This is a genomic window from Microcystis aeruginosa NIES-2549, from assembly GCF_000981785.2.
GTDB classification, from domain to species: Bacteria; Cyanobacteriota; Cyanobacteriia; order Cyanobacteriales; family Microcystaceae; genus Microcystis; species Microcystis aeruginosa_C.
In genome coordinates this window covers 4172379-4192554 of sequence record NZ_CP011304.1, presented here as the reverse complement: position 1 = coordinate 4192554, position 20176 = coordinate 4172379, and the positions used below count along the sequence as shown (strand labels likewise).

Annotated in this window: 12 protein-coding genes and 1 pseudogene; 11 read left to right on the top strand and 2 right to left on the bottom strand. The window is 39.0% G+C overall.

Going from position 1 to position 20176, the window contains the following annotated elements; all coding sequences use genetic code 11:
* Nucleotides 1–208 precede the first annotated feature (208 nt).
* The 8 genes and pseudogenes from yhdJ (at nucleotide 209) to myaer_RS20510 (ending at nucleotide 12125) form a co-directional block, all read left to right on the top strand.
* Nucleotides 209–1096 (top strand): adenine-specific DNA-methyltransferase, encoded by an 888-nt coding sequence (gene yhdJ / locus myaer_RS20545; protein WP_046663876.1) that lies wholly within the window; start codon nucleotides 209–211, stop codon nucleotides 1094–1096.
* Nucleotides 1077–2195, top strand: a pseudogene (locus myaer_RS22590) (restriction endonuclease). Before yhdJ ends, myaer_RS22590 begins: the two are co-directional and overlap by 20 nt.
* Nucleotides 2196–2254: 59 nt before the next feature.
* Nucleotides 2255–3889 (top strand): peptide chain release factor 3, encoded by a 1635-nt coding sequence (gene prfC / locus myaer_RS20535; RefSeq protein WP_046663464.1) that lies wholly within the window; start codon nucleotides 2255–2257, stop codon nucleotides 3887–3889.
* A gap of 111 nt (nucleotides 3890–4000) precedes the next feature.
* Nucleotides 4001–4711 carry a lysophospholipid acyltransferase family protein gene (locus myaer_RS20530; RefSeq protein ID WP_046663462.1) on the top strand — a complete coding sequence of 237 codons (711 nt, stop codon included), beginning with the start codon at nucleotides 4001–4003 and terminating at the stop codon, nucleotides 4709–4711.
* Between the two features lie 196 nt (nucleotides 4712–4907).
* Nucleotides 4908–5939, top strand: coding sequence for a GntR family transcriptional regulator (locus myaer_RS20525; protein WP_046663461.1), 1032 nt, complete (start codon nucleotides 4908–4910; stop codon nucleotides 5937–5939).
* A 253-nt stretch (nucleotides 5940–6192) separates the two neighbouring features.
* A complete protein-coding gene (locus myaer_RS20520) occupies nucleotides 6193–7317 on the top strand; it encodes a vWA domain-containing protein (protein WP_046663460.1) in 1125 nt (374 codons plus the stop codon).
* 17 nt (nucleotides 7318–7334) lie between these two features.
* Nucleotides 7335–10478, top strand: a complete 3144-nt coding sequence (locus myaer_RS20515; protein ID WP_046663458.1) for a tubulin-like doman-containing protein — start codon at nucleotides 7335–7337, stop codon at nucleotides 10476–10478.
* A gap of 102 nt (nucleotides 10479–10580) precedes the next feature.
* Entirely contained in the window at nucleotides 10581–12125 is a 1545-nt protein-coding gene (locus myaer_RS20510; protein ID WP_052734209.1) for a hypothetical protein, read from the top strand.
* 10 nt (nucleotides 12126–12135) lie between these two features.
* Here myaer_RS20510 and myaer_RS20505 read toward each other — a convergent pair whose 3' ends face one another.
* Nucleotides 12136–12645: a Uma2 family endonuclease gene (locus myaer_RS20505; protein ID WP_046663457.1), complete on the bottom strand. Its 510-nt coding sequence runs from the start codon at nucleotides 12643–12645 to the stop codon at nucleotides 12136–12138.
* A gap of 198 nt (nucleotides 12646–12843) precedes the next feature.
* Here myaer_RS20505 and myaer_RS22205 point away from each other — a divergent pair, with 198 nt between their 5' ends.
* Together myaer_RS22205 and myaer_RS20485 are read left to right on the top strand one after the other, a co-directional pair.
* Nucleotides 12844–16554, top strand: a complete 3711-nt coding sequence (locus myaer_RS22205) for a hypothetical protein (RefSeq protein WP_235614780.1) — start codon at nucleotides 12844–12846, stop codon at nucleotides 16552–16554.
* A 22-nt stretch (nucleotides 16555–16576) separates the two neighbouring features.
* Nucleotides 16577–17218 (top strand): OmpA family protein, encoded by a 642-nt coding sequence (locus tag myaer_RS20485; protein ID WP_046663455.1) that lies wholly within the window; start codon nucleotides 16577–16579, stop codon nucleotides 17216–17218.
* A gap of 1 nt (nucleotide 17219) precedes the next feature.
* Here the strand turns inward: myaer_RS20485 and myaer_RS20480 are convergent, their stop codons facing one another.
* Nucleotides 17220–17813, bottom strand: a complete 594-nt coding sequence (locus myaer_RS20480) for a Uma2 family endonuclease (RefSeq protein ID WP_046663454.1) — start codon at nucleotides 17811–17813, stop codon at nucleotides 17220–17222.
* 424 nt (nucleotides 17814–18237) lie between these two features.
* On the opposite strand from myaer_RS20480, the gene myaer_RS20475 reads away from it, so the two are divergent.
* A complete protein-coding gene (locus myaer_RS20475; protein WP_046663453.1) occupies nucleotides 18238–20157 on the top strand; it encodes a long-chain fatty acid--CoA ligase in 1920 nt (639 codons plus the stop codon).
* Nucleotides 20158–20176: the final 19 nt, after the last annotated feature.

Sequence of the window (20176 nt, the reverse complement as noted above, 5' to 3'; positions counted from 1 at the left end):
GATACTGACTCATATTAAAATATTTAAAGGCTTAAAAATCCAAGTTTTTGTTGTGGGGAGTCTGTCGTCAGAAGTCGGTCATCAATACCAAATTAGGTTATACTTCATATTTATGATAAAGTCTGTCAATTATCCTAATCGCTAAGGAGGTTAAAAATTGAGACATTTCCTAGTAAAAATCTAACTACTTTAAATTAAAAAAATGATCATGTTTAAACGATACGAAGCTGATGAGCAAGTTATATTTCATGGTGATTCTTTGCCGATTTTATCCAGTGAGATTGCCTCTAATTCTGTAGATCTAATTTTTCTCGATCCTCCCTATAATATAGGTAAGCACTTTGCCGATTTTTACGACAAATGGGAATCGGAAAATGATTATATAAATTGGGCAAATCAAATTCTTGATCAGTGTCTTCGTATCTTGAAACCCCAGGGAACATTATATGTTATGGCCAGCACTCAAGCAATGCCTTACTTTGATCTTTACTTAAGACAAAAAATGACGATTCTTAGTCGTATTATCTGGCATTATGATAGTTCAGGAGTACAAGCAACAAAATACTTTGGTTCGATGTATGAACCAATACTTCACTGTGTGAAAGATAAAAATAATTACACTTTTAATTCAAAGGATATTAAGATAGAAGCAAAAACTGGAGCAAAACGAAAACTAATTGATTATAGAAAAGCGATTCCGAGTCAATACAATACAGAGAAAGTGCCGGGCAATGTCTGGTATTTCCCTAGGGTCAGATATCGCATGGATGAATACGAAAATCATCCTTCACAAAAACCTGAATCATTGCTAGAAAGAATTATTTTGGCCAGCACTGACAAGAGTGGAATTGTGCTTGATCCATTTGCAGGAACTTTTACATCTGCAGCTGTAGCTAAACGTTTGGGAAGAATTTCTATTAGTATAGAATTACAAGAGCAGTATTTAAAAATTGGTCTTCGACGGATTCTCGGATGGCAAGAATACAAGGGAGAAAAGTTACTCCCTCCTCAAAAAAGCTATAGTAGAAAAAGCGAAAATAAACAAGAATCTAACTTTGTACAGGAGAGTCTTTTCGATGTCGATAGTAAAGCATGAATTCACCAAGATAATTATTAAAATTATCGATAATTACTTTCCTAATCAGGGAAATAGTATTTTAAATGCTAGTGAGTTATTGCAATATTTGAACATTAAAACTAGAGCTGCTAATCGAGGTTCTAAATCCCGAGCAGGATTGGCTAACCATTATGCAATTTATGTTTTAGTGGAAGACTATATTAATAATGAGTTTCATCTTAAGGATGGATACGACGAGTATCAAGGCGCTCAGTATATGACACTTTTTCGCAGGCAAAGGGAGCTTCCTTTTGGCAATAAATTACAAAATCATGCTCTCAATCATCGATTAAATCAGGAATTTAACAAGTATTTTCCCACCTTATCTTATCTGCCGATAATTAGAGATGTTAAAACCAATAGATACTGGATTAATGAGAATCTAATTAAGTTTTATCTAGAGGGTAATCAAGTTAATATTGCGCCAGTGATTATAGATATAATTGATGCCTATGTGCAAACAAGACAAAAAGCATTTAATCAATTTATCAGCTATTGTCAACAGATGATTGATATTCAACAGCAAGATCCCCAGAAAGCCATTGAATTTATTCGGAGTTTACTCAGACCAAACATTGATGCTAGAGTTTTTGAGATTGTCAGTTATGCAATTCTTAAAGAGTATTATGGGGAACAGAAAATATATTGGGGATGGTCGCCTGATCGCTTAAACTCTGAATAATTACTTTTATATAAAACTGGTCGAACAAATGCCAATGACGGGGGGATAGATTTTGTCATGAAACCCCTAGGTCGATTTTTTCAAGTTACGGAAACGATAGCTGCTGATAAATATTTTTTAGATATTGATAAAGTGCAAAAATATCCCATTACTTTTGTGGTTAAAACCGAGCAGACTTGCGAGGAAATTTTAGAAAAAGTTGCGGAGCAAGCTAAGATAAGATACAAGATCAGGGCAATTGTCGAAAGATATCTAGAATCGGTAGAGGAAGTGATCAATATTCCCGAATTAATCAACCGTTTTGAGCGGGTTTTAGCTCAAGGTAAAGGAGGAGCGGTAATTGCAGAAATGGTTTTACAGAGCCGGATTGAGTTTAACCTAGAATCAGAGCCATAAAGATATCTAACTCCCCAGCTAAACTAGAATAGAAAGATAGGAAAGCGATCGAAATTAGAATGACGACCGAAATTGAAAAAGAACTAGAAACCAGCGAAGCTGTCTTGGAAAAACGGCGAAATTTTGCCATTATCTCCCACCCTGACGCGGGAAAGACCACCCTGACCGAAAAACTGTTACTATACGGGGGTGCAATCCATCAAGCGGGTGCAGTCAAAGCAAGACGCGACCAACGCAAGGCCACCTCCGACTGGATGGAAATGGAAAAACAACGGGGAATTTCGATTACTTCCACGGTTTTACAGTTCGATTATCGTGATTTTCAGATTAATCTCCTCGATACTCCCGGCCACCAAGATTTTAGCGAAGATACCTATCGTACCCTGGCCGCTGCCGATAATGCAGTGATGTTAATCGACGCGGCCAAAGGTTTGGAACCCCAAACGAGAAAACTCTTTGAAGTGTGCAAACTGCGGCAGTTACCCATCTTTACCTTTGTTAACAAAATGGATCGCCCCGGCCGCGAACCGCTGGATTTATTGGACGAAATCGAGCGAGAATTAGGATTACAGACCTATCCCGTCAATTGGCCGATCGGAATTGGCGATCGCTTTCGGGGAGTTTTTGATCGAGCCACCCAGACCATACACCTGTTTGAACGTCGCTCCCACGGCTCTCAGGAGGCGCAGGAAACCGTGATCGAGCTTGGCGACCCCAAAATTGAGGATCATCTCGAAAAAGACCTGTATTACCAGTTAAAAGAGGATATAGAACTACTCTCGGAATTGGGTGCGGAATTGGATCTGCCAGCAGTCCACGCAGGAGAAATGACCCCGATCTTTTTTGGTAGCGCCATGACCAATTTTGGGGTGAAATTATTCCTAGAATCCTTCCTCGACTATGGATTGCCACCCAGAGGACGCAATTCCTCCCTAGGAGTCCTTGATCCCACCTATCCCGATTTCACCGGTTTTGTCTTCAAACTGCAAGCAAACATGGATCCCAAACATCGGGACCGGGTGGCCTTTGTGCGGGTATGTACGGGGAAATTCGAGAAGGATATGGTAGTAAACCACGCTAGAACTGGTAAAACTATCCGTTTATCCCGTCCTCAGAAACTTTTTGCCCAAGATCGGGCAGTTATTGAAGAAGCTTATCCCGGAGATGTGATCGGATTGAATAACCCCGGGGTCTTTGCGATCGGTGATACGATTTATATGGGTAAAAAGCTCGAATACGAAGGTATTCCCTGTTTTTCTCCCGAATTATTCGCCTATCTCAGAAATCCTAACCCTTCCAAGTTCAAACAGTTTCAAAAAGGAGTCTCAGAATTACAGGAAGAAGGGGCCGTACAGATATTATCCTCGATCGATGAATTTAAACGCGACCCGATTTTAGCCGCCGTCGGTCAATTACAGTTTGAAGTGGTGCAATTCCGTCTTTTAAGCGAGTACGGAGTCGAAACTACCCTCGAACCCCTAGCCTATAGTTTAGCCCGTTGGGTCGCCGGGGGTTGGGCTGCTTTAGAAAAAGCAGGTAAACTCTTTAATACTCTAACTGTCAAAGATTACTGGGGTCGTCCCGTCTTATTATTCAAAAATGAGTGGAATTTACAGCAAGTCAAAGAAGATCATCCCTCTTTGCAATTAAACTCGATCGCACCGGTAGGATCGGGAGTACAACCCCAATCCTAACCATTAATCCCCCAAGACAATTGCCGAACTGGTCAGGACAAGATGGCGACCCCCAGACAACTACTCTAAAGTAGAAGTGGTCAGAAAGTCTCGATCTTTCCTAACACTCGGATGTCTCAAAGCACTATCGTTGACGAGTCCCTCACCATTAGAAAAAGTCCTGCTGTCAATTCCCGAATTAATCCCTGTTTAATTCGCTTTTGTTATTTTCTGGGAAATTATCTGGTTTTACCAGCTTTTTTCAGCAAAATAACGGTGACAGGCCAGGAAAATATTCCCCTAACGGGGGGGGCCATCCTTGCACCTACCCATCGGTCCCGTTGGGATGCGCTGATTTTACCCTACGCGGTGGGACGCTTAGTTAGTGGACGCGATTTGCGCTTTATGGTTTCCGCTAACGAGATCAAAGGGGTGCAAGGTTGGTTTATCCGACGCTTGGGGGGTTTTCCCGTCAACACCGATCACCCCGGTATGGGTAGTCTAGTCCATAGCGTCGAACTTTTGGCCGCGGGGGAAATGGTGGCGATTTTTCCGGAAGGGGGTATCTGTCGCGATCGAGTAGTTCATCCCCTGAAACCGGGGGTAGCGCGGATCGCGTTGGAAGTTAAGACCATCAAACCCGATGCAGATATCAAGATTTTGCCTGTAAGCATTAGTTATAATCAGCCTTACCCCGGATGGGGAAGCGAAGCGATAGTAAATATCGGTCAAGGGATTAATGTGCTTGATTATCAACAAAATTCGCTAAAACGGGAAACTGTCCGCTTAACCAAAACCTTGAGCGATCGCTTAAAACTTCTCCACGAGGATCAATCCCCTTAATCAGCTATTGACTATCTACCGCACAAGTGGGATTTCGGGGACGGATTAAAATGATTGTTTTAACTATTTTTAAGTAAAAAAGTGGCTTTTCTAGTTTAAATAAATAATATCTTGGTTTTTGCTGCTTCTGGCTCCTGAATACTGCCTCGGAAACCCCTCAGATCGGGGAAGATATCCGATTGTTGCAGGGGGTCTAATGATAGAATGGGTATCAGCGAAAGTAGTTTGTGAGCGAAGTGATCCGATGCAGTTCCAAATCCAGCCAGACAGTGAAATCCCCGCCTCTAAGCAATTATTTGACCAAATTCGCTTCGCTATCGCCTCTCGTCAGTATCCACCGGGCCATCGTTTACCTAGTACCCGTCAACTAGCTATGATCACGGGATTACACCGTAATACGATAAGTAAAATTTATCAACAACTGGAAGACGATGGGTTAGTGGAATCCATAGCAGGTTCGGGGATTTATGTCAAGGCTCGCGGACATGAAAACGATAATTTATTGGGTTCGCCCCTATTGGAACAAAATCCAGAAATAGGCCGACTAATTAGCCAGAGTTTGGCTAGTTTTCTCGCTCAAGGTTTAACTCTAGAGCAAATTCGCGAGTTATTACTGGCGGAAATCGATTGGCGATCGCAGTGTAGTTCTCAAGTTCTTGTCACCATTCCCCGTCACGATTTGGGTGCAGGAGAACTAATGTTGAGAGAATTAGAGCAATCCCTCAAAATTCCCGTCCAATTAGTGGCAATGGAGGATTTAGCCCAAGTTTTAGCCAATACTAAATCTGCCACTGTTGTCACCAGTCGCTATTTTATCAGTGTAGCGGAGGAAATTGCCGCTCCTTTTCAATTACGAGTCATTCCCATCGATATCTACGATTACAGCAAGGAATTGGCATTAATCAAAAAATTACCCACCGATAGCCGCTTGGGGATTGTCAGTATTAGCACCGGTATTATTAAGGTGGCCGAAGTTTTAATTCATAGTTTACGGGGCGATGATTTATTAGTTATGTCTGCCCAAATTCATGAAACGGATAAGTTAAAAGTTTTAGCTCGAACTTCCCAGACAATTATCAGTGATCAAGCGAGTTATACTTTAATTAAAAATATGATTAATGAAGTGCGATCGGATTTAATTCGTCTGCCAGAAATTATCTGTAGTGATAATTATATTGGGGATAAATCAATTCAATTGCTCAGACGAGAATTAGGATTAGGTGGTTAGAGGATAAGCTAGGACACATTTTAACCTCTGAATCTCCCCCCTTTGCTGTTGCCTCTTGCCTTATCTCAACAAGCAATTTAAATGCGCGGGCAGCTTAACTTTAAAATTTATTTTAGTCTATGGTTACTATTGAGAATAACCTAGGGCAAATCGAGAATAAAAGCGAAAAAAACTTTTAAGAAGTATTAACTTTTTTAGTACAATGGGGCAAGAATAGGGATAAGCTCAATTTTTCACTCTCGGACGAGGTTAGATGAAAAGTGCTGAATGTTTAACGGTATCCCCCGGGGAACCGCTTACTGATTGGCAAAAACTCGGATTAGATTTGGTGGCTCGTTGGCAGGGACGAGATGTTATCCTAGCGATCGATCTTACCGGTAGTGTTAACTTTAATGATGAAGGACGCACGCGCCTCGGTCAAATTATTCGCGATAGTTTAAAAAATAACGATTCCGTTTATTTATTCCCCTTTGCTGATAATGTTCAACCGATTGCAGAACCGATTTTAATTCGGAGTCAGGAAGATATAGACGCGGTTTTAAAGGCGATTCCCTGGCAATCTAGCCAAAGTGCTAAAAATACCGATATTCAGCAAGCAGAATGGCACGTTTATCCCCGACTGGCACGCTTAAATCAGTGTCGTTTAACTGCCAATCAAGCTATCAAACCCCAGTCGGTAGTTTGGATTACCGATGCACCCCTTTCTACTGGCGCGGGGATTACTTCCCAACAGTGGATAGAAACCCCAAAAAATAGCCCTTTTCGTCTTGCTGATTCTCCCGAAAGTTTGGAGAGACAAAACTGGCTTAATTCCCTACCAATTAATCTAAGAACCCAAGAAATTACCGCCACTAACGGCAATAAATATCAACTATCAGTTGTCGATATTGCTCCCACAGCACAAGAGTTTTGTACTCCCGCACCGGGAGGACAAGAAACCTGTTTGATTAATCCTTATCTCTTGAGTCAGTTATGGTTGCCAGCATTGGTAATTACATTAATGGGAATTGGGGGAATAGTAGCGAGTATTTTGGGAATTCGTCACTGGTTGCTGTTAAATACTGCTTGGACTATTGAAGTCTCCTCTAATGATGATGAAGATGAAACCCAAAAATATATTTTAAAAACATCTGGAAAAATTAACATCGGTGGTGAAGAACATAAGAAGAATACCTTTTCTCGTGCTGGGGAAGAAATTCGCTGCTATTTAGAAAGACGCGGCAATCAGTTATATCTGAAACCCAGTAAACAAGCAGAGATTTTTTATCGAGGTAATCAACTAACTCAGGAGGTGAAGATAGATAAAAATTACCTGACTTTAACCTATCACCATAACCATCAAGATTTCGACCTACAAATTCAGATTAGCAAAAAATAACTCAGGAGATTTAAACCATGGCTAACACCAGTCAAACCCGCGCTATCAAACGGACAATTATCATCGGATTAGGTGGTACTGGTCGAGATGTGTTAATGAGAATTCGTCGCTTTATTATTGATAAGTATGGGAAGTTATCTAACCTACCCGTTGTCAGTTTTGTTCATATTGACACAGACAAAAACGCTTTCAATGGTTCGGGTTTACCCACAGGAAATAGCTATCACGGAGAAGAAATTCTTCTATCAGCTGCTGAAAGAGTATTCATTAATATGAATGCTCAGGATGTTAACAATCTCACCTATGAACTTGAACACAAAACCCTTTTTGAAAGTCCCTTTTCCCATATTGAAAGCTGGTTAGACCCAAGACTAAAAAAACAAATAACTGCCATTGAAAATGGTGCGGGAGGTATTCGTCCCGTCGGTCGTTTAGCTTTCTTCCATAACTATCAAAAAATTCAGGAGGCAATTGAAGCAGCGGAAAGACGAACTTCTGGTCATGAATCCTTTATGTTTAGCGGTAAAGTTAACGGTCAAAGTTTTAATGTCCAAGAGGGTTTAAATGTCTTTGTTGTCGGTTCTTTGTGTGGGGGAACTGGTAGCGGTATTTTCCTCGATGTGGCCTACACTTTGCGTCATATTTTACAACAAACGGCCGAATATACATCCTTTGGTTATTTGGTAATTAGTCCTAAACTTTATGGTGATGGGGCAATTATGAGAGCTAATACCTATGCAGCTTTGAAAGAGTTAGATCATTATACCAATGAAAGTAATTCCTTTCAAGCCTGTTATGATAAACAAAATTTCGTCCACATCGATGAAAAACGTTCTCCTTTTGATTTTGCCTACTTAGTTTCTAATCGCACTGCGGGAGATTACCGGATTAATAACAAAGGTAAATTATGTAATGTCATTGCTTACAAGATTTTCTTGGATTTTGCCGATGAGTTATCTCTCCCCATCAAAAGCAATCGGGATAACTATAAAGACCCGATGATTCGTAAAGATAATCATCCTTTTCAGATGTGTCAAGGTTATATGTCCTTTGGACTAGCGAGGATTTATTTTACTCGCGACCGAATTGTGCAGATTGGTCTCAATCGTTTTAGTCTCAAATTAATTAAATTTTGGTTAGAGGGATATGGTCAAAGTCCCAGTGGACAAGAGTTATTAAGTAAGTTCCTAGCTAATTGGAGTACCCAAAGTAATAAGGATTATTTTACTGCCAGATTGGAAGAAGCAACCCTAGAGAATAATAAAACTTTTTCCAAGACTTTAACCTCTTGGAAAAATTCCCTAGAGGAAGAAATATCCAATAGTCAAGATTTGGAGAATTTACCCCAAACCGTCAAGCAATCCCTAGAAAAAGAGTTTCGCAAAGTACAGGGGGGAGAAACGGATAGCAGTCGTGGAATCTGGTTAACTCTGACCCAACAAACTCAACCTAAATTAATCGAAAAATTTAAGTCAGATATTGACCAATTTTTGGAGATTCTTCTTAATCCTGATAGCTTAGAATTTTCTTTGGAAAATAGCCTATCTTTTTTGGTCGCTTTACAAGTACAGATTAATACCTACAAGGGGAATCTAGAGGAATTATCTCAGGATAATAAAGGGTTTCATTCCTCGGAAAAAATTGATAACATTTGGCGAAATGTTAAACAAACTCTCGAAGATATAAACGGGAAAAAGTCTGTCTTCAAGATGTTCAATAAAAATGCCAATAGTGAGAGAATCAAAGCTGAGTTAAGAGACTACGTTCAAAGCGGACAAAAATTAATTCAGCAGAACTTTAATTTCAGTATCAATCGCGAATCTAGAAAGATTGTTGAAGCGATTCTCAAGCATATTTCCAGTCGAATGCTGCAGATACAACAACTGAAAGAATCCCTATATCAGCTAATCACAGAATACGATAAATACGAACAGGAGTTAATGCAGTTAAATCTCGACGAGATGACTGGGGAAGGTATTTTTCCAGAGGAGAATATTGATAACTGTATCCCGGACAGTAACTCCCGAACTCAATACATTTCCGTTAGCCAAAAAGTCACCAATAATTTAGGCTATAATGCTTCCCTATTCAGTTTATTTAGCCAATCTTTTGTTATTGATAATGAGACTCTCAAAGAGACTCTAACAGCTACAATCGAGAAACAGTTTCAATCAGTAAGCACTAATAAAATTGATGCAGTAATTAAGCGATTTATGGGTCAATATAAACCCCATGATTTTCCTGAACGCTTGGCGCAAATTCTGCGAGAAGCTGATTTAATGTTACCGATAAATGTTAATGATGCTTACTATCGCTTGCATACAGATAAAGCATTACTAATTGGGACTAAGGATGATAATTCACCCACCATGCAAAGATTTATGAAGACTCTTGAATCTGATTTAAATATTAAGGGAACTTCTTTTAAATCAATTCAAACCGACGAAGAAATCCTAATTACCTACGAGTTTGGTGGGTTTCCCCTAAGAATCATTACTGATTTATCTGGGTTGCAACAAATCTATCAAGACCAAAAAAGAATCAGCATTTTACACAATGATTACAGGATAGATTTTGCTGATATTATTCCACCACCTGCCAAATTAATTGAGGAATTAGAGTTTATTTTCTATCCCGCAATTGCTCTCGGTTTACTAGAATACGATGAGGAAGATGATACTTATCAATTAGTCATCGAAGGCGATTTATTTAACAATAAGTCCATCATTGACATTAGCGGTAATTGGCGACTTGCCTTAGAACAATTTGCTTCTCGTAATGACATGATTAATGCTTTGCAGATACTGCTTAATCAGGCAAAAAATGAGATTTTGGCTAATCCTACCCTATTATTTACTAACGAGGGTGATTATTTCCAGAACGTCAGCTATTTTGTCAACAATGTCAAAAATTTACCCTCCTATCACCCCAATTATCGCTACAAAGATAAGGTAGCTGGACAAGATGGAAATACTCAACAGGAGGCAAAAGAAGGAATTATCACCCGTTTTGTTAATCAACTGAAAATGGAACTAGAAAAACGTACTGGTGAACAGAAAAAACTCGAAAAACAACAGCAAAAGCAACAAAGTTTACTGGGAACAAATAATAACAGTAGTCAACCCAGTTTACCCGCAGAGGTTAGCACTACTGATGAATGATAAAATTGAGCAATCTTAATAATGTTTCCCCAGCTATCTCAGGAAACATTCACCCCCCCAACTCTCTCTATCAACCACAATTCGAGGTATCCAATAACTATCATGGCATTACTTAACCTTTTTCCCCCCTATCTGATTGTTTTAACTCTAGTCTTGGTTATTTTTCCCACCGTCTTAGCTGTGAGAATCCGGATGACTCTCTATAAACATCTCCAAGATTCAACTGCAAAAGTCAAGCGCTTAATTCGGGGAGAAAGTCGCGGGGTTCAACCTAAAATTATCTCTAATCTAGAGAATAGATTTAAGATAGCCAGTAGTCAACTAGATGATGTTAATACCGCAGCTTTGGTAGATGGTTTATACCATGAAGAACAATTTACTTTCATGTCTAAATCTCTCAGTTGCGAAAAATGGGATTATTTTGTAAGAGTGTTACCCAATCTCCTCCTCGCTTTTGGTTTGTTGGGAACTTTCTTCGGAATTACTCTCAATCTGACGGGAATCAGCACACTTATCGATATTAATAATGTCGATTTGCAAAGTTTAGGAGAAAAGCTCAAAACTCCCCTAGAAAGCATGGGGATTGCTTTTATCACTAGCTTAATTGGTTTAGCTTGTAGTTCTTTGCTGACTGTGATTAACTTAATCTTTAATACCAACCTTGCTAAAGTAAATCTAATTAGTTCCCTAGAAGACTATTTAGATAATATCTTGCAGCCGACTGTAGAAGGGAATAGTCGCTTGGATAAAGCGGTTAATCGCATGGTGGATACACAGCAAGCATTTCTGACTAACTTTCATAATGAGGTGACGAGAGTATTAGAATCTTCTTTAGAGAAAGTTGCTAAAAAAATTGATGATGGTAATCAGGAAACTGCTAAATTAGTCACTCAGGTTTGTGAAAGATTAACTGAAACCGCAGGAACTTTATCTACCGGTGCGACGACTTTTAAGAGTTCTACCAATAGTTTTGAAGAAAATGTCAACAAATTATATAAAGCAATTCACCACGAAAACTTTGTTAAATATGGTCAGAGTTTGGATAACTGCATTAGTAACTTTAAATCGACAGTTGATAAATTAGTTAATAGTCAAGTTACTGATAATTTAGTCGCAACTTCTGAAAAGTTATATTCTACTCATGCTAAGTTATGTCTAACAGTGGAACATATAGATAGTTTAACTAAATTGATGAGTCAAGCAACAGATAATGTTCATAATACTTTCAAAAGCTTGGTAAGCGTAGAAGCGGAAATTAAAAATTTAGGACAGTCTTCTCTATCAATTCGTAAAGAAAGTCAAAATTTAAACATTGTTCTCAATGAAAGGACTGAACAACTACTTATTTCTCTTCAGTCAATCCAAAACAACTTATTAGAAACTACTCACAATATTAACAATAACTCAGACCAATTAACTGCTTTAGGTGACCGGTTAAGTCGATTAATTTCTCAAGAAGTTGGCCGTAATAATTATCAAGGAGAAATTATTGCTGAGAAAAGTCAGCAAACAGTCAGTTATCTCAGAGATATACAAGCCATCTTAAACCAAATTATTAACCTTAGCAATCAACAGAAAAATTCTTTTTTATCTGAGATGGAAAAAGAAATCAATCAAGTATCTGATAGTATCAAAAAACCATTCTAAGTAACTATGTCTAGACGTACCTACTACCGAGATGAAGATAAATCGGCAGAATCCATAAACCCTGTTCACCCCGTCGAAAAGTTTCCACTCGTTGGTGTTTACTATTCACTAAGACATATTCCTCTAAACTTTCTAGAGTTTGATAATTATTAAATTTATCCCCCCTGTCAAAAGCTTCTGTAGAATCGGAGAGAACTTCAACAATCAATTTAGGAAAACTTTTGTAGGTAGCGGTTTCTCTATCTCTGTCATCGCAGGTGACAATAATATCAGGATAATAAAAGTGATTGCGTTTCTCTAATCTGACTTTCACATCGGCAAAATAAACCCGACAATCGGACCCCCGCAAATGATTACAAATAATTGTGTATATATTCCCCAAAACAATATTATGAGTATCCGTCGTCCCTGCCATGGCGTAAACTTGTCCATCGATATATTCATGTTTAATGAGACTGGTTTCTTCAAACTGAAGATATTCTTCTGGAGTGAGATTATTATAGCTATATAAAGCAATCATGGGTTTAATCGTTGAAAAAGCAACAAACTTTACTGGGAACAAACAATAACAGTAGTCAACCCAGTTTACCCGGAGAGGTTAGCACTACTGATGAATGATAAAATTTATTAATCTTAATGATGTTTCCCCAGCTATCTGAGGAAACATTCACCCCCAACTCTCTCTATCAACCACAATTCGAGGTATCCAATAACTATCATGGCATTACTTAACCTTTTTCCTCCCTATCTGATTCTTTTAATTCTAGTCTTGGTTATTTTTCCCACCGTCTTAATTGCTCTCTATAAACATCTCCAAGAGTCAACCAAAAAAGTCAACCGCTTAAGTAATAATATTGATACAGTGACAGAGCAACTTACTCAAGTCAAGGAAAGCTTACAGTCTGAGTTAAACCAATCAACTCAATCTCTAGCTTCTTTAACTCAAGACTTCCAGCGTTCAATGACAACTATGGTTGAGTTAGGAATAAAAATTACTGACTTGAATCAAAAATCTGAGAAAATCCTAGAACAAAATCAGCAACGCTCAGTCACCGAACAAGAAAAGTTATCCAACATTCAGGGAGAATTAGTAAAATTAATCGAAACCGTGAAAACCTATCAATACAGTTTTAACTCCGAGTCGAAACAATTAGGAAACCAACTTATCAATAGTCTCGATGAAAGACTCTCCCAAACCTCCGATAAAATCCTCACAGCTTCCCATGGGATTGAGCGCTCTAGCAATAATCTCGATGTGACTAATGCTAACCTGTCTCAGTTAATTGATACAGTGACAGAGCAACTTACTCAAGTCAAGGAAAGCTTACAGTCTGAGTTAAACCAATCAACTCAATCTCTAGCTTCTTTAACTCAAGACTTCCAGCGTTCAATGACAACTATGGTTGAGTTAGGAATAAAAATTACTGACTTGAATCAAAAATCTGAGAAAATCCTAGAACAAAATCAGCAACGCTCAGTCACCGAACAAGAAAAGTTATCTAACATTCAGGGAGAATTAGTAAAATTAATCGAAACTGTGAAAACCTATCAAGACAGTTTTAACTCCGAGTCGAAACAATTAGGAAACCAACTTATCAATAGTCTCGATGAAAGACTCTCCCAAACCTCCGATAAAATCCTCACAGCTTCCCATGGGATTGAGCGCTCTAGCAATAATCTCGATGTGACTAATGCTAACCTGTCTCAGTTAATTGATACAGTGACAGAGCAAGTTACTCAAGTCAAGGAAAGCTTACAGTCTGAGTTAAACCAATCAACTCAATCTCTAGCTTCTTTAACTCAAGACTTCCAGCGTTCAATGACAACTATGGTTGAGTTAGGAATAAAAATTACTGACTTGAATCAAAAATCTGAGAAAATCCTAGAACAAAATCAGCAACGCTCAGTCACCGAACAAGAAAAGTTATCTAACATTCAGGGAGAATTAGTAAAATTAATCGAAACTGTGAAAACCTATCAAGACAGTTTTAACTCCGAGTCGAAACAATTAGGAAACCAACTTATCAATAGTCTCGATGAAAGACTCTCCCAAACCTCCGATAAAATCCTCACAGCTTCCCATGGGATTGAGCGCTCTAGTAATAACCTCGATGTGACTAATGCTAACTTGTCTCAGTTAATTGATACAGTGACAGAGCAACTTACTCAAGTCTCTGAGAAAATCCTAGAACAGAATCAGCAACGCTCAGTCACCGAACAAGAAAAGTTATCTAACATTCAGGGAGAATTAGTAAAATTAATCGAAACTGTGAAAACCTATCAAGACAGTTTTAACTCCGAGTCGAAACAATTAGGCAATCAACTTATCAATAGTCTCGATGAAAGACTCTCCCAAACCTCCGATAAAATTCTCACAGCTTCCCATGGGATTGAGCGCTCTAGTAATAATCCAGATGTGACTAATGCTAACCTGTCTCAGTTAATTGATACAGTGACAGAGCAAGTTACTCAAGTCAAGGAAAGCTTACAGTCTGAGTTAAACCAATCAACTCAATCTCTAGCTTCTTTAACTCAAGACTTCCAGCGTTCCATGACAACTATGGTTGAGTTAGGAATAAAAATTACTGACTTGAATCAAAAATCTGAGACAATCCTAGAACAAAATCAGCAACGCTTAGTCACCGAACAAGAAAAGTTATCTAACATTCAGGGAGAATTAGTAAAATTAATCGAAACTGTGAAAACCTATCAAGACAGTTTTAACTCCGAGTCGAAACAATTAGGAAACCAACTTATCAATCGTCTTGAGCAAAGACTCTCCCAAACCTCCGATAAAATTCTCACTGCTTCCCACGGGATTGAGCGCTCTAGTAATAACCTCGATGTGACTAATGCTAACTTGTCTCAGTTAATTGATACAGTGACAGAGCAACTTACTCAAGTCTCTGAGAAAATCCTAGAACAAAATCAGCAACGCTCAGTCACCGAACAAGAAAAGTTATCCAACATTCAGGGAGAATTAGTAAAATTAATCGAAACCGTGAAAACCTATCAAGACAGTTTTAACTCCGAGTCGAAACAATTAGGAAACCAACTTATCAATAGTCTCGATGAAAGACTCTCCCAAACCTCCGATAAAATCCTCACAGCTTCCCATGGGATTGAGCGCTCTAGTAATAATCTCGATGTGACTAATGCTAACTTGTCTCAGTTAATTGATACAGTGACAGAGCAACTTACTCAAGTCTCTGAGAAAATCCTAGAACAAAATCAGCAACGCTCAGTCACCGAACAAGAAAAGTTATCTAACATTCAGGGAGAATTAGTAAAATTAATCGAAACTGTGAAAACCTATCAAGACAGTTTTAACTCCGAGTCGAAACAATTAGGAAACCAACTTATCAATAGTCTCGATGAAAGACTCTCCCAAACCTCCGATAAAATCCTCACAGCTTCCCATGGGATTGAGCGCTCTAGTAATAATCTCGATGTGACTAATGCTAACTTGTCTCAGTTAATTGATACAGTGACAGAGCAACTTACTCAAGTCTCTGAGAAAATCCTAGAACAAAATCAGCAACGCTCAGTCACCGAACAAGAAAAGTTATCTAACATTCAGGGAGAATTAGTAAAATTAATCGAAACTGTGAAAACCTATCAAGACAGTTTTAACTCCGAGTCGAAACAATTAGGAAACCAACTTATCAATAGTCTCGATGAAAGACTCTCCCAAACCTCCGATAAAATCCTCACAGCTTCCCATGGGATTGAGCGCTCTAGTAATAATCTCGATGTGACTAATGCTAACTTGTCTCAGTTAATTGATACAGTGACAGAGCAACTTACTCAAGTCAAGGAAAGCTTACAGTCTGAGTTAAACCTTTTAAGCAATAACTTAGGGATGGTAGTTGATGATAAATTAACTAAGAACTCAGAACAATTAAAAGCAGTTTCCCAATCTATTGAGAAAACAGCCAATCAATTTGGCAGCCTTAAATCAGATTTTTCTCAAGTAATTGATGCGGTGAACACCAACACCAGTCAATTAACTGCTAACTTAGAATCTTTGCGAGATAAGTTAGAGAAAGTTATCGCTAAGGAAAATAAATCGAATCAGAAAATGATTGAACATATTTATGGAGAAATTCAAAAATGTTTAGCAGAACTGGAGAAAATTAACGATATGCGTTCTGACTTTTCTAACTTAAATAATAAGATGGAAGAACTTAAAGAACTTTTTGAGACAATCCCTAATCCTCCTCAAAAAGATGTTCAGGATGACATTTATAAGTTAAATAAGAAGTTGGAAGAACTTAAAAACCTTTTTGAGACAATCCCTAATCCTACTCAAAAAGATGTTCAGTCTGAATTTTCTAACTTAAAGGATAAGATAGAAAAACTTTGTGAGACAATCCCTAATCCTCCTCAAAAAGATGTTCTGGATGACATTAACACCCTATTTGAATAACTTCACCAACATATAAGTAACTATGTCTAGACGTACCTACTACCGAGATGAAGATAAATCGGTGGATGTTTATCCCGCATTTACCGATTTAATGTCCAATGCTTTCATGATTCTGAGTTTATTTCTCCTCTTGGCACTTTTTCAGTCCTATAATCTCATCAGCAAACTGGAGGAAGCTAACCGAAAACTGCAAACAGCAACCCCCATAGTTATCGATGAAAAATCAGGAAAATTTAAATTTCAGTCGGGAAGTGCTGAATTAAACCCTGCTTTAAAAACCCATATTCGTCAGCGCATTATTCCCGCTATCGAAACCATTACCAAAGACAGAGAAATCGACTTTATTCAAGTAATTGGACACACCGACGGACAAGGAATACAGAAGACAAGTAATCTCGATAAAAATATCGAATCGGTTGCCAGCAGAAAACAATCTGTTAAAATGCTAGTACCCGGTTCTAACACTGATTTAGGATTAATGCGAGCTTTAGCAGTAGTCCAAGAAATCGAAAACACAGGTAAACTCAAAAACGTCAAATTTCGAGCTTTTTCCGCAGGACAGTTATACCTACCATCGGGTAACTTAGCTGCGGTTAATCGTGACGCAGATGCAAGCAGACGCAGAATTGAAATCCGTTTTATTCCCCCCGGTAAAAAACAATGATTTATTCTATTTCTTCCACGGAATAATTAACCGTTTCTAGGGTGACATCCCCGTATAAATCCCGAAAAGATGCCGTCAGATTAATACTCTGTAAACTAAAACTTTCTTGCTGATAGGTTTGCAGAATCCATAAACCCTGTTCACCCCGTCGAAAAGTTTCCACTCGTTGGTGTTTACTATTCACTAAGACATATTCCTCTAAACTTTCTAGAGTTTGATAATCATTAAATTTATCCCCCCTGTCAAAAGCTTCTGTAGAATCGGAGAGAACTTCAACAATCAATTTAGGAAAACTTTTGTAGGTAGCGGTTTCTCTATCTCTGTTATCGCAGGTGACAATAATATCAGGATAATAAAAGTGATTACGTTTCTCTAATCTGACTTTCACATCGGCAAAATAAACTCGACAACCAGAACCCCGCAAATGATTACGAATAATAAAAGTGAAATTGAGTCCGATAATATTATGAGTATCCGTCGTCCCTGCCATGGCGTAAACTTGTCCATCGATATATTCATGTTTAATGAGACTGGTTTCTTCAAACTGAAGATATTCTTCTGGAGTGAGATTATTATAGTTAGATAAAGCAATCATCGTTTTTTCTCCTAATCACAACTTTATTAAGTACCTAAGCAGGTAGGTGTTAAAAATTGTCGGCACCCCCCTTATTAAGGGGTAGGGTTGATTCATGAATCAACCCTACTAGGGGTGGGGGGGATCAGAGGCAAAATCTATCTTCTACTTAATTAGAACCACTTACCTAGGCAAAATTAATTATACATCTAAGCCGTTAGTCTTTTCCGTAATCAGTAAGCAGTATTAAGTAACAGTAACATTCCCTGATTACTGTTCACTGTTCACCGATAACCGAAAAGTCTCCACTCTCCCAGTCTCGACTAGGAAATTAACTTTGCAGGACTAGATACCTGTTGAAATACTGTCTAGGAGAACCAGCAAAAAGAGCCTAGAATGGTTAATCTATATGCTATTACCCTTGTAACTCTCTATAACTACTGCTATGACAACCCTAATTGACTATTCAAATATTCAATCTTTACCCGAAGTTTGGTCAATAGTGGCCCAGCGTTTCCCTAATATTATCGCCCTGCACGATCCCCACGGTAAACCGGAAGTAATTCTCACCTATCGGGAACTTTATCAACAAATTCAGCAATTTGCCGCCGCTTTGCAAGCATTAGGAGTCACAGAAACCGAAAATGTCGCTTTATTTGCCGATAATAGTCCCCGGTGGTTTATTGCCGACCAAGGTTCCATGGCAGCCGGGGCCGCCAATGCGGTACGATCTGCTCAAGCAGATGCAGAGGAATTAGCCTATATTCTGGCCGATAGTGACAGTCAGACGCTGATTGTCGAAAATAACAAAACTTTAGGGAAATTGCTGGCGAAAATCCCTGAATTGCCCCTAAAATTAATCGTGCTGCTCACCGACGAAGAACCGGCTACTGGAGCGATTTCCGTGCAGACCTTAAATTTCAAGCAACTAATGGCGATCGGGGCTGAGAACACCCTTAAACCCATCACCAAGAGCGAAAATGATCTGGCTACCCTCATCTACACATCGGGAACGACGGGACAACCCAAAGGGGTGATGTTAAGTCATGGTAATCTCCTGCATCAGGTACGCAACTTAAACGCTATCTTTCAACCGGATCCAGGCGATCGAGTTTTAAGTATACTACCTTCATGGCATTCCTACGAGCGCAGTTGTGAGTATTTCAGTCTAGCTCAAGGTTGCACCCAGATTTACACCAGTATTCGCACTTTTAAGCAGGATTTAAAGCAATTTAGTCCGCAATTAATGGTGGGAGTTCCCCGTCTTTGGGAATCTCTTTACGAGGGTATCCAAAAACAATTTAGCGAACAATCGGCCACAAAACAGAAATTAGTGCAATTTTTGCTAGAAAAGTCGGAAAATTACGTTATTGCTAAACGTATCGCTGATAATCTCAGTCTAGATCATCTTCACGCTTCCCCCGGAGAAAGACTAAAAGCAAGAATTCAATCCCTCTTACTCTATCCCCTCCATGCCATCGGTGATAAGCTAGTTTATGGCAAAATTCGCCAAGCAGTGGGAAATAAAGTTAAAATCTTCGTTAGTGGCGGTGGTTCCTTAGCCAGACATCTAGATACTTTCTATGAGATTGCGGGAATCCCGATTTTAGTTGGTTATGGACTAACAGAAACTTCTCCTGTGGCTACCGTCCGTCGTATCGATCATAACCTGCGCGGGTCTGCCGGTCGTCCCGTCTTTCAGACAGAAATCTGTATTGTCGATTTACACAGCAAAGAAGTCTTACCGACGGAAAAACACGGTTTAGTTTTGATTCGTGGTCCGCAGGTGATGCAGGGATACTATAAAAAACCCGAAGCAACCGAAAAAGCGATTTCTCCCGATGGTTGGTTTGATAGCGGTGATATTGGTTGGTTAACTGCTGCCGGCGATTTAGTCTTAACCGGACGGGCTAAAGATACAATTGTTTTGAGCAATGGTGAAAATATCGAACCGCAACCGATTGAAGATGCTTGTTTACGCAGTCCCTTTATCTCCCAAATCATGCTAGTGGGACAGGATCAAAAAGCTTTGGGGGCTTTGATCGTGCCTAATCTTGATATACTGGCCAATTGGGCCCAAGAAGAGAAAATATCCTTAAATTTACCCGATCTTCACAGTGATCGCTCCAGGATTCTTTCTAGCGATCTCTACAGCAAAAAAGTCTTAGATCTCTACCAACAAGAATTAAAGCGCGAGGTAAGAAATCGGCCCGGTTATCGTGCCGATGACCAGATTAAAACCTTTGAGTTAATTTTAGAGCCTTTTTCCCTAGAAAACGGCATGATGACCCAAACTTTAAAGATTAAACGACCGGTAGTAACGCAACGCTATCGCGATATGATTAACGAGATGTTTGCCAAGTAAATATTTCCGGCAAATATTC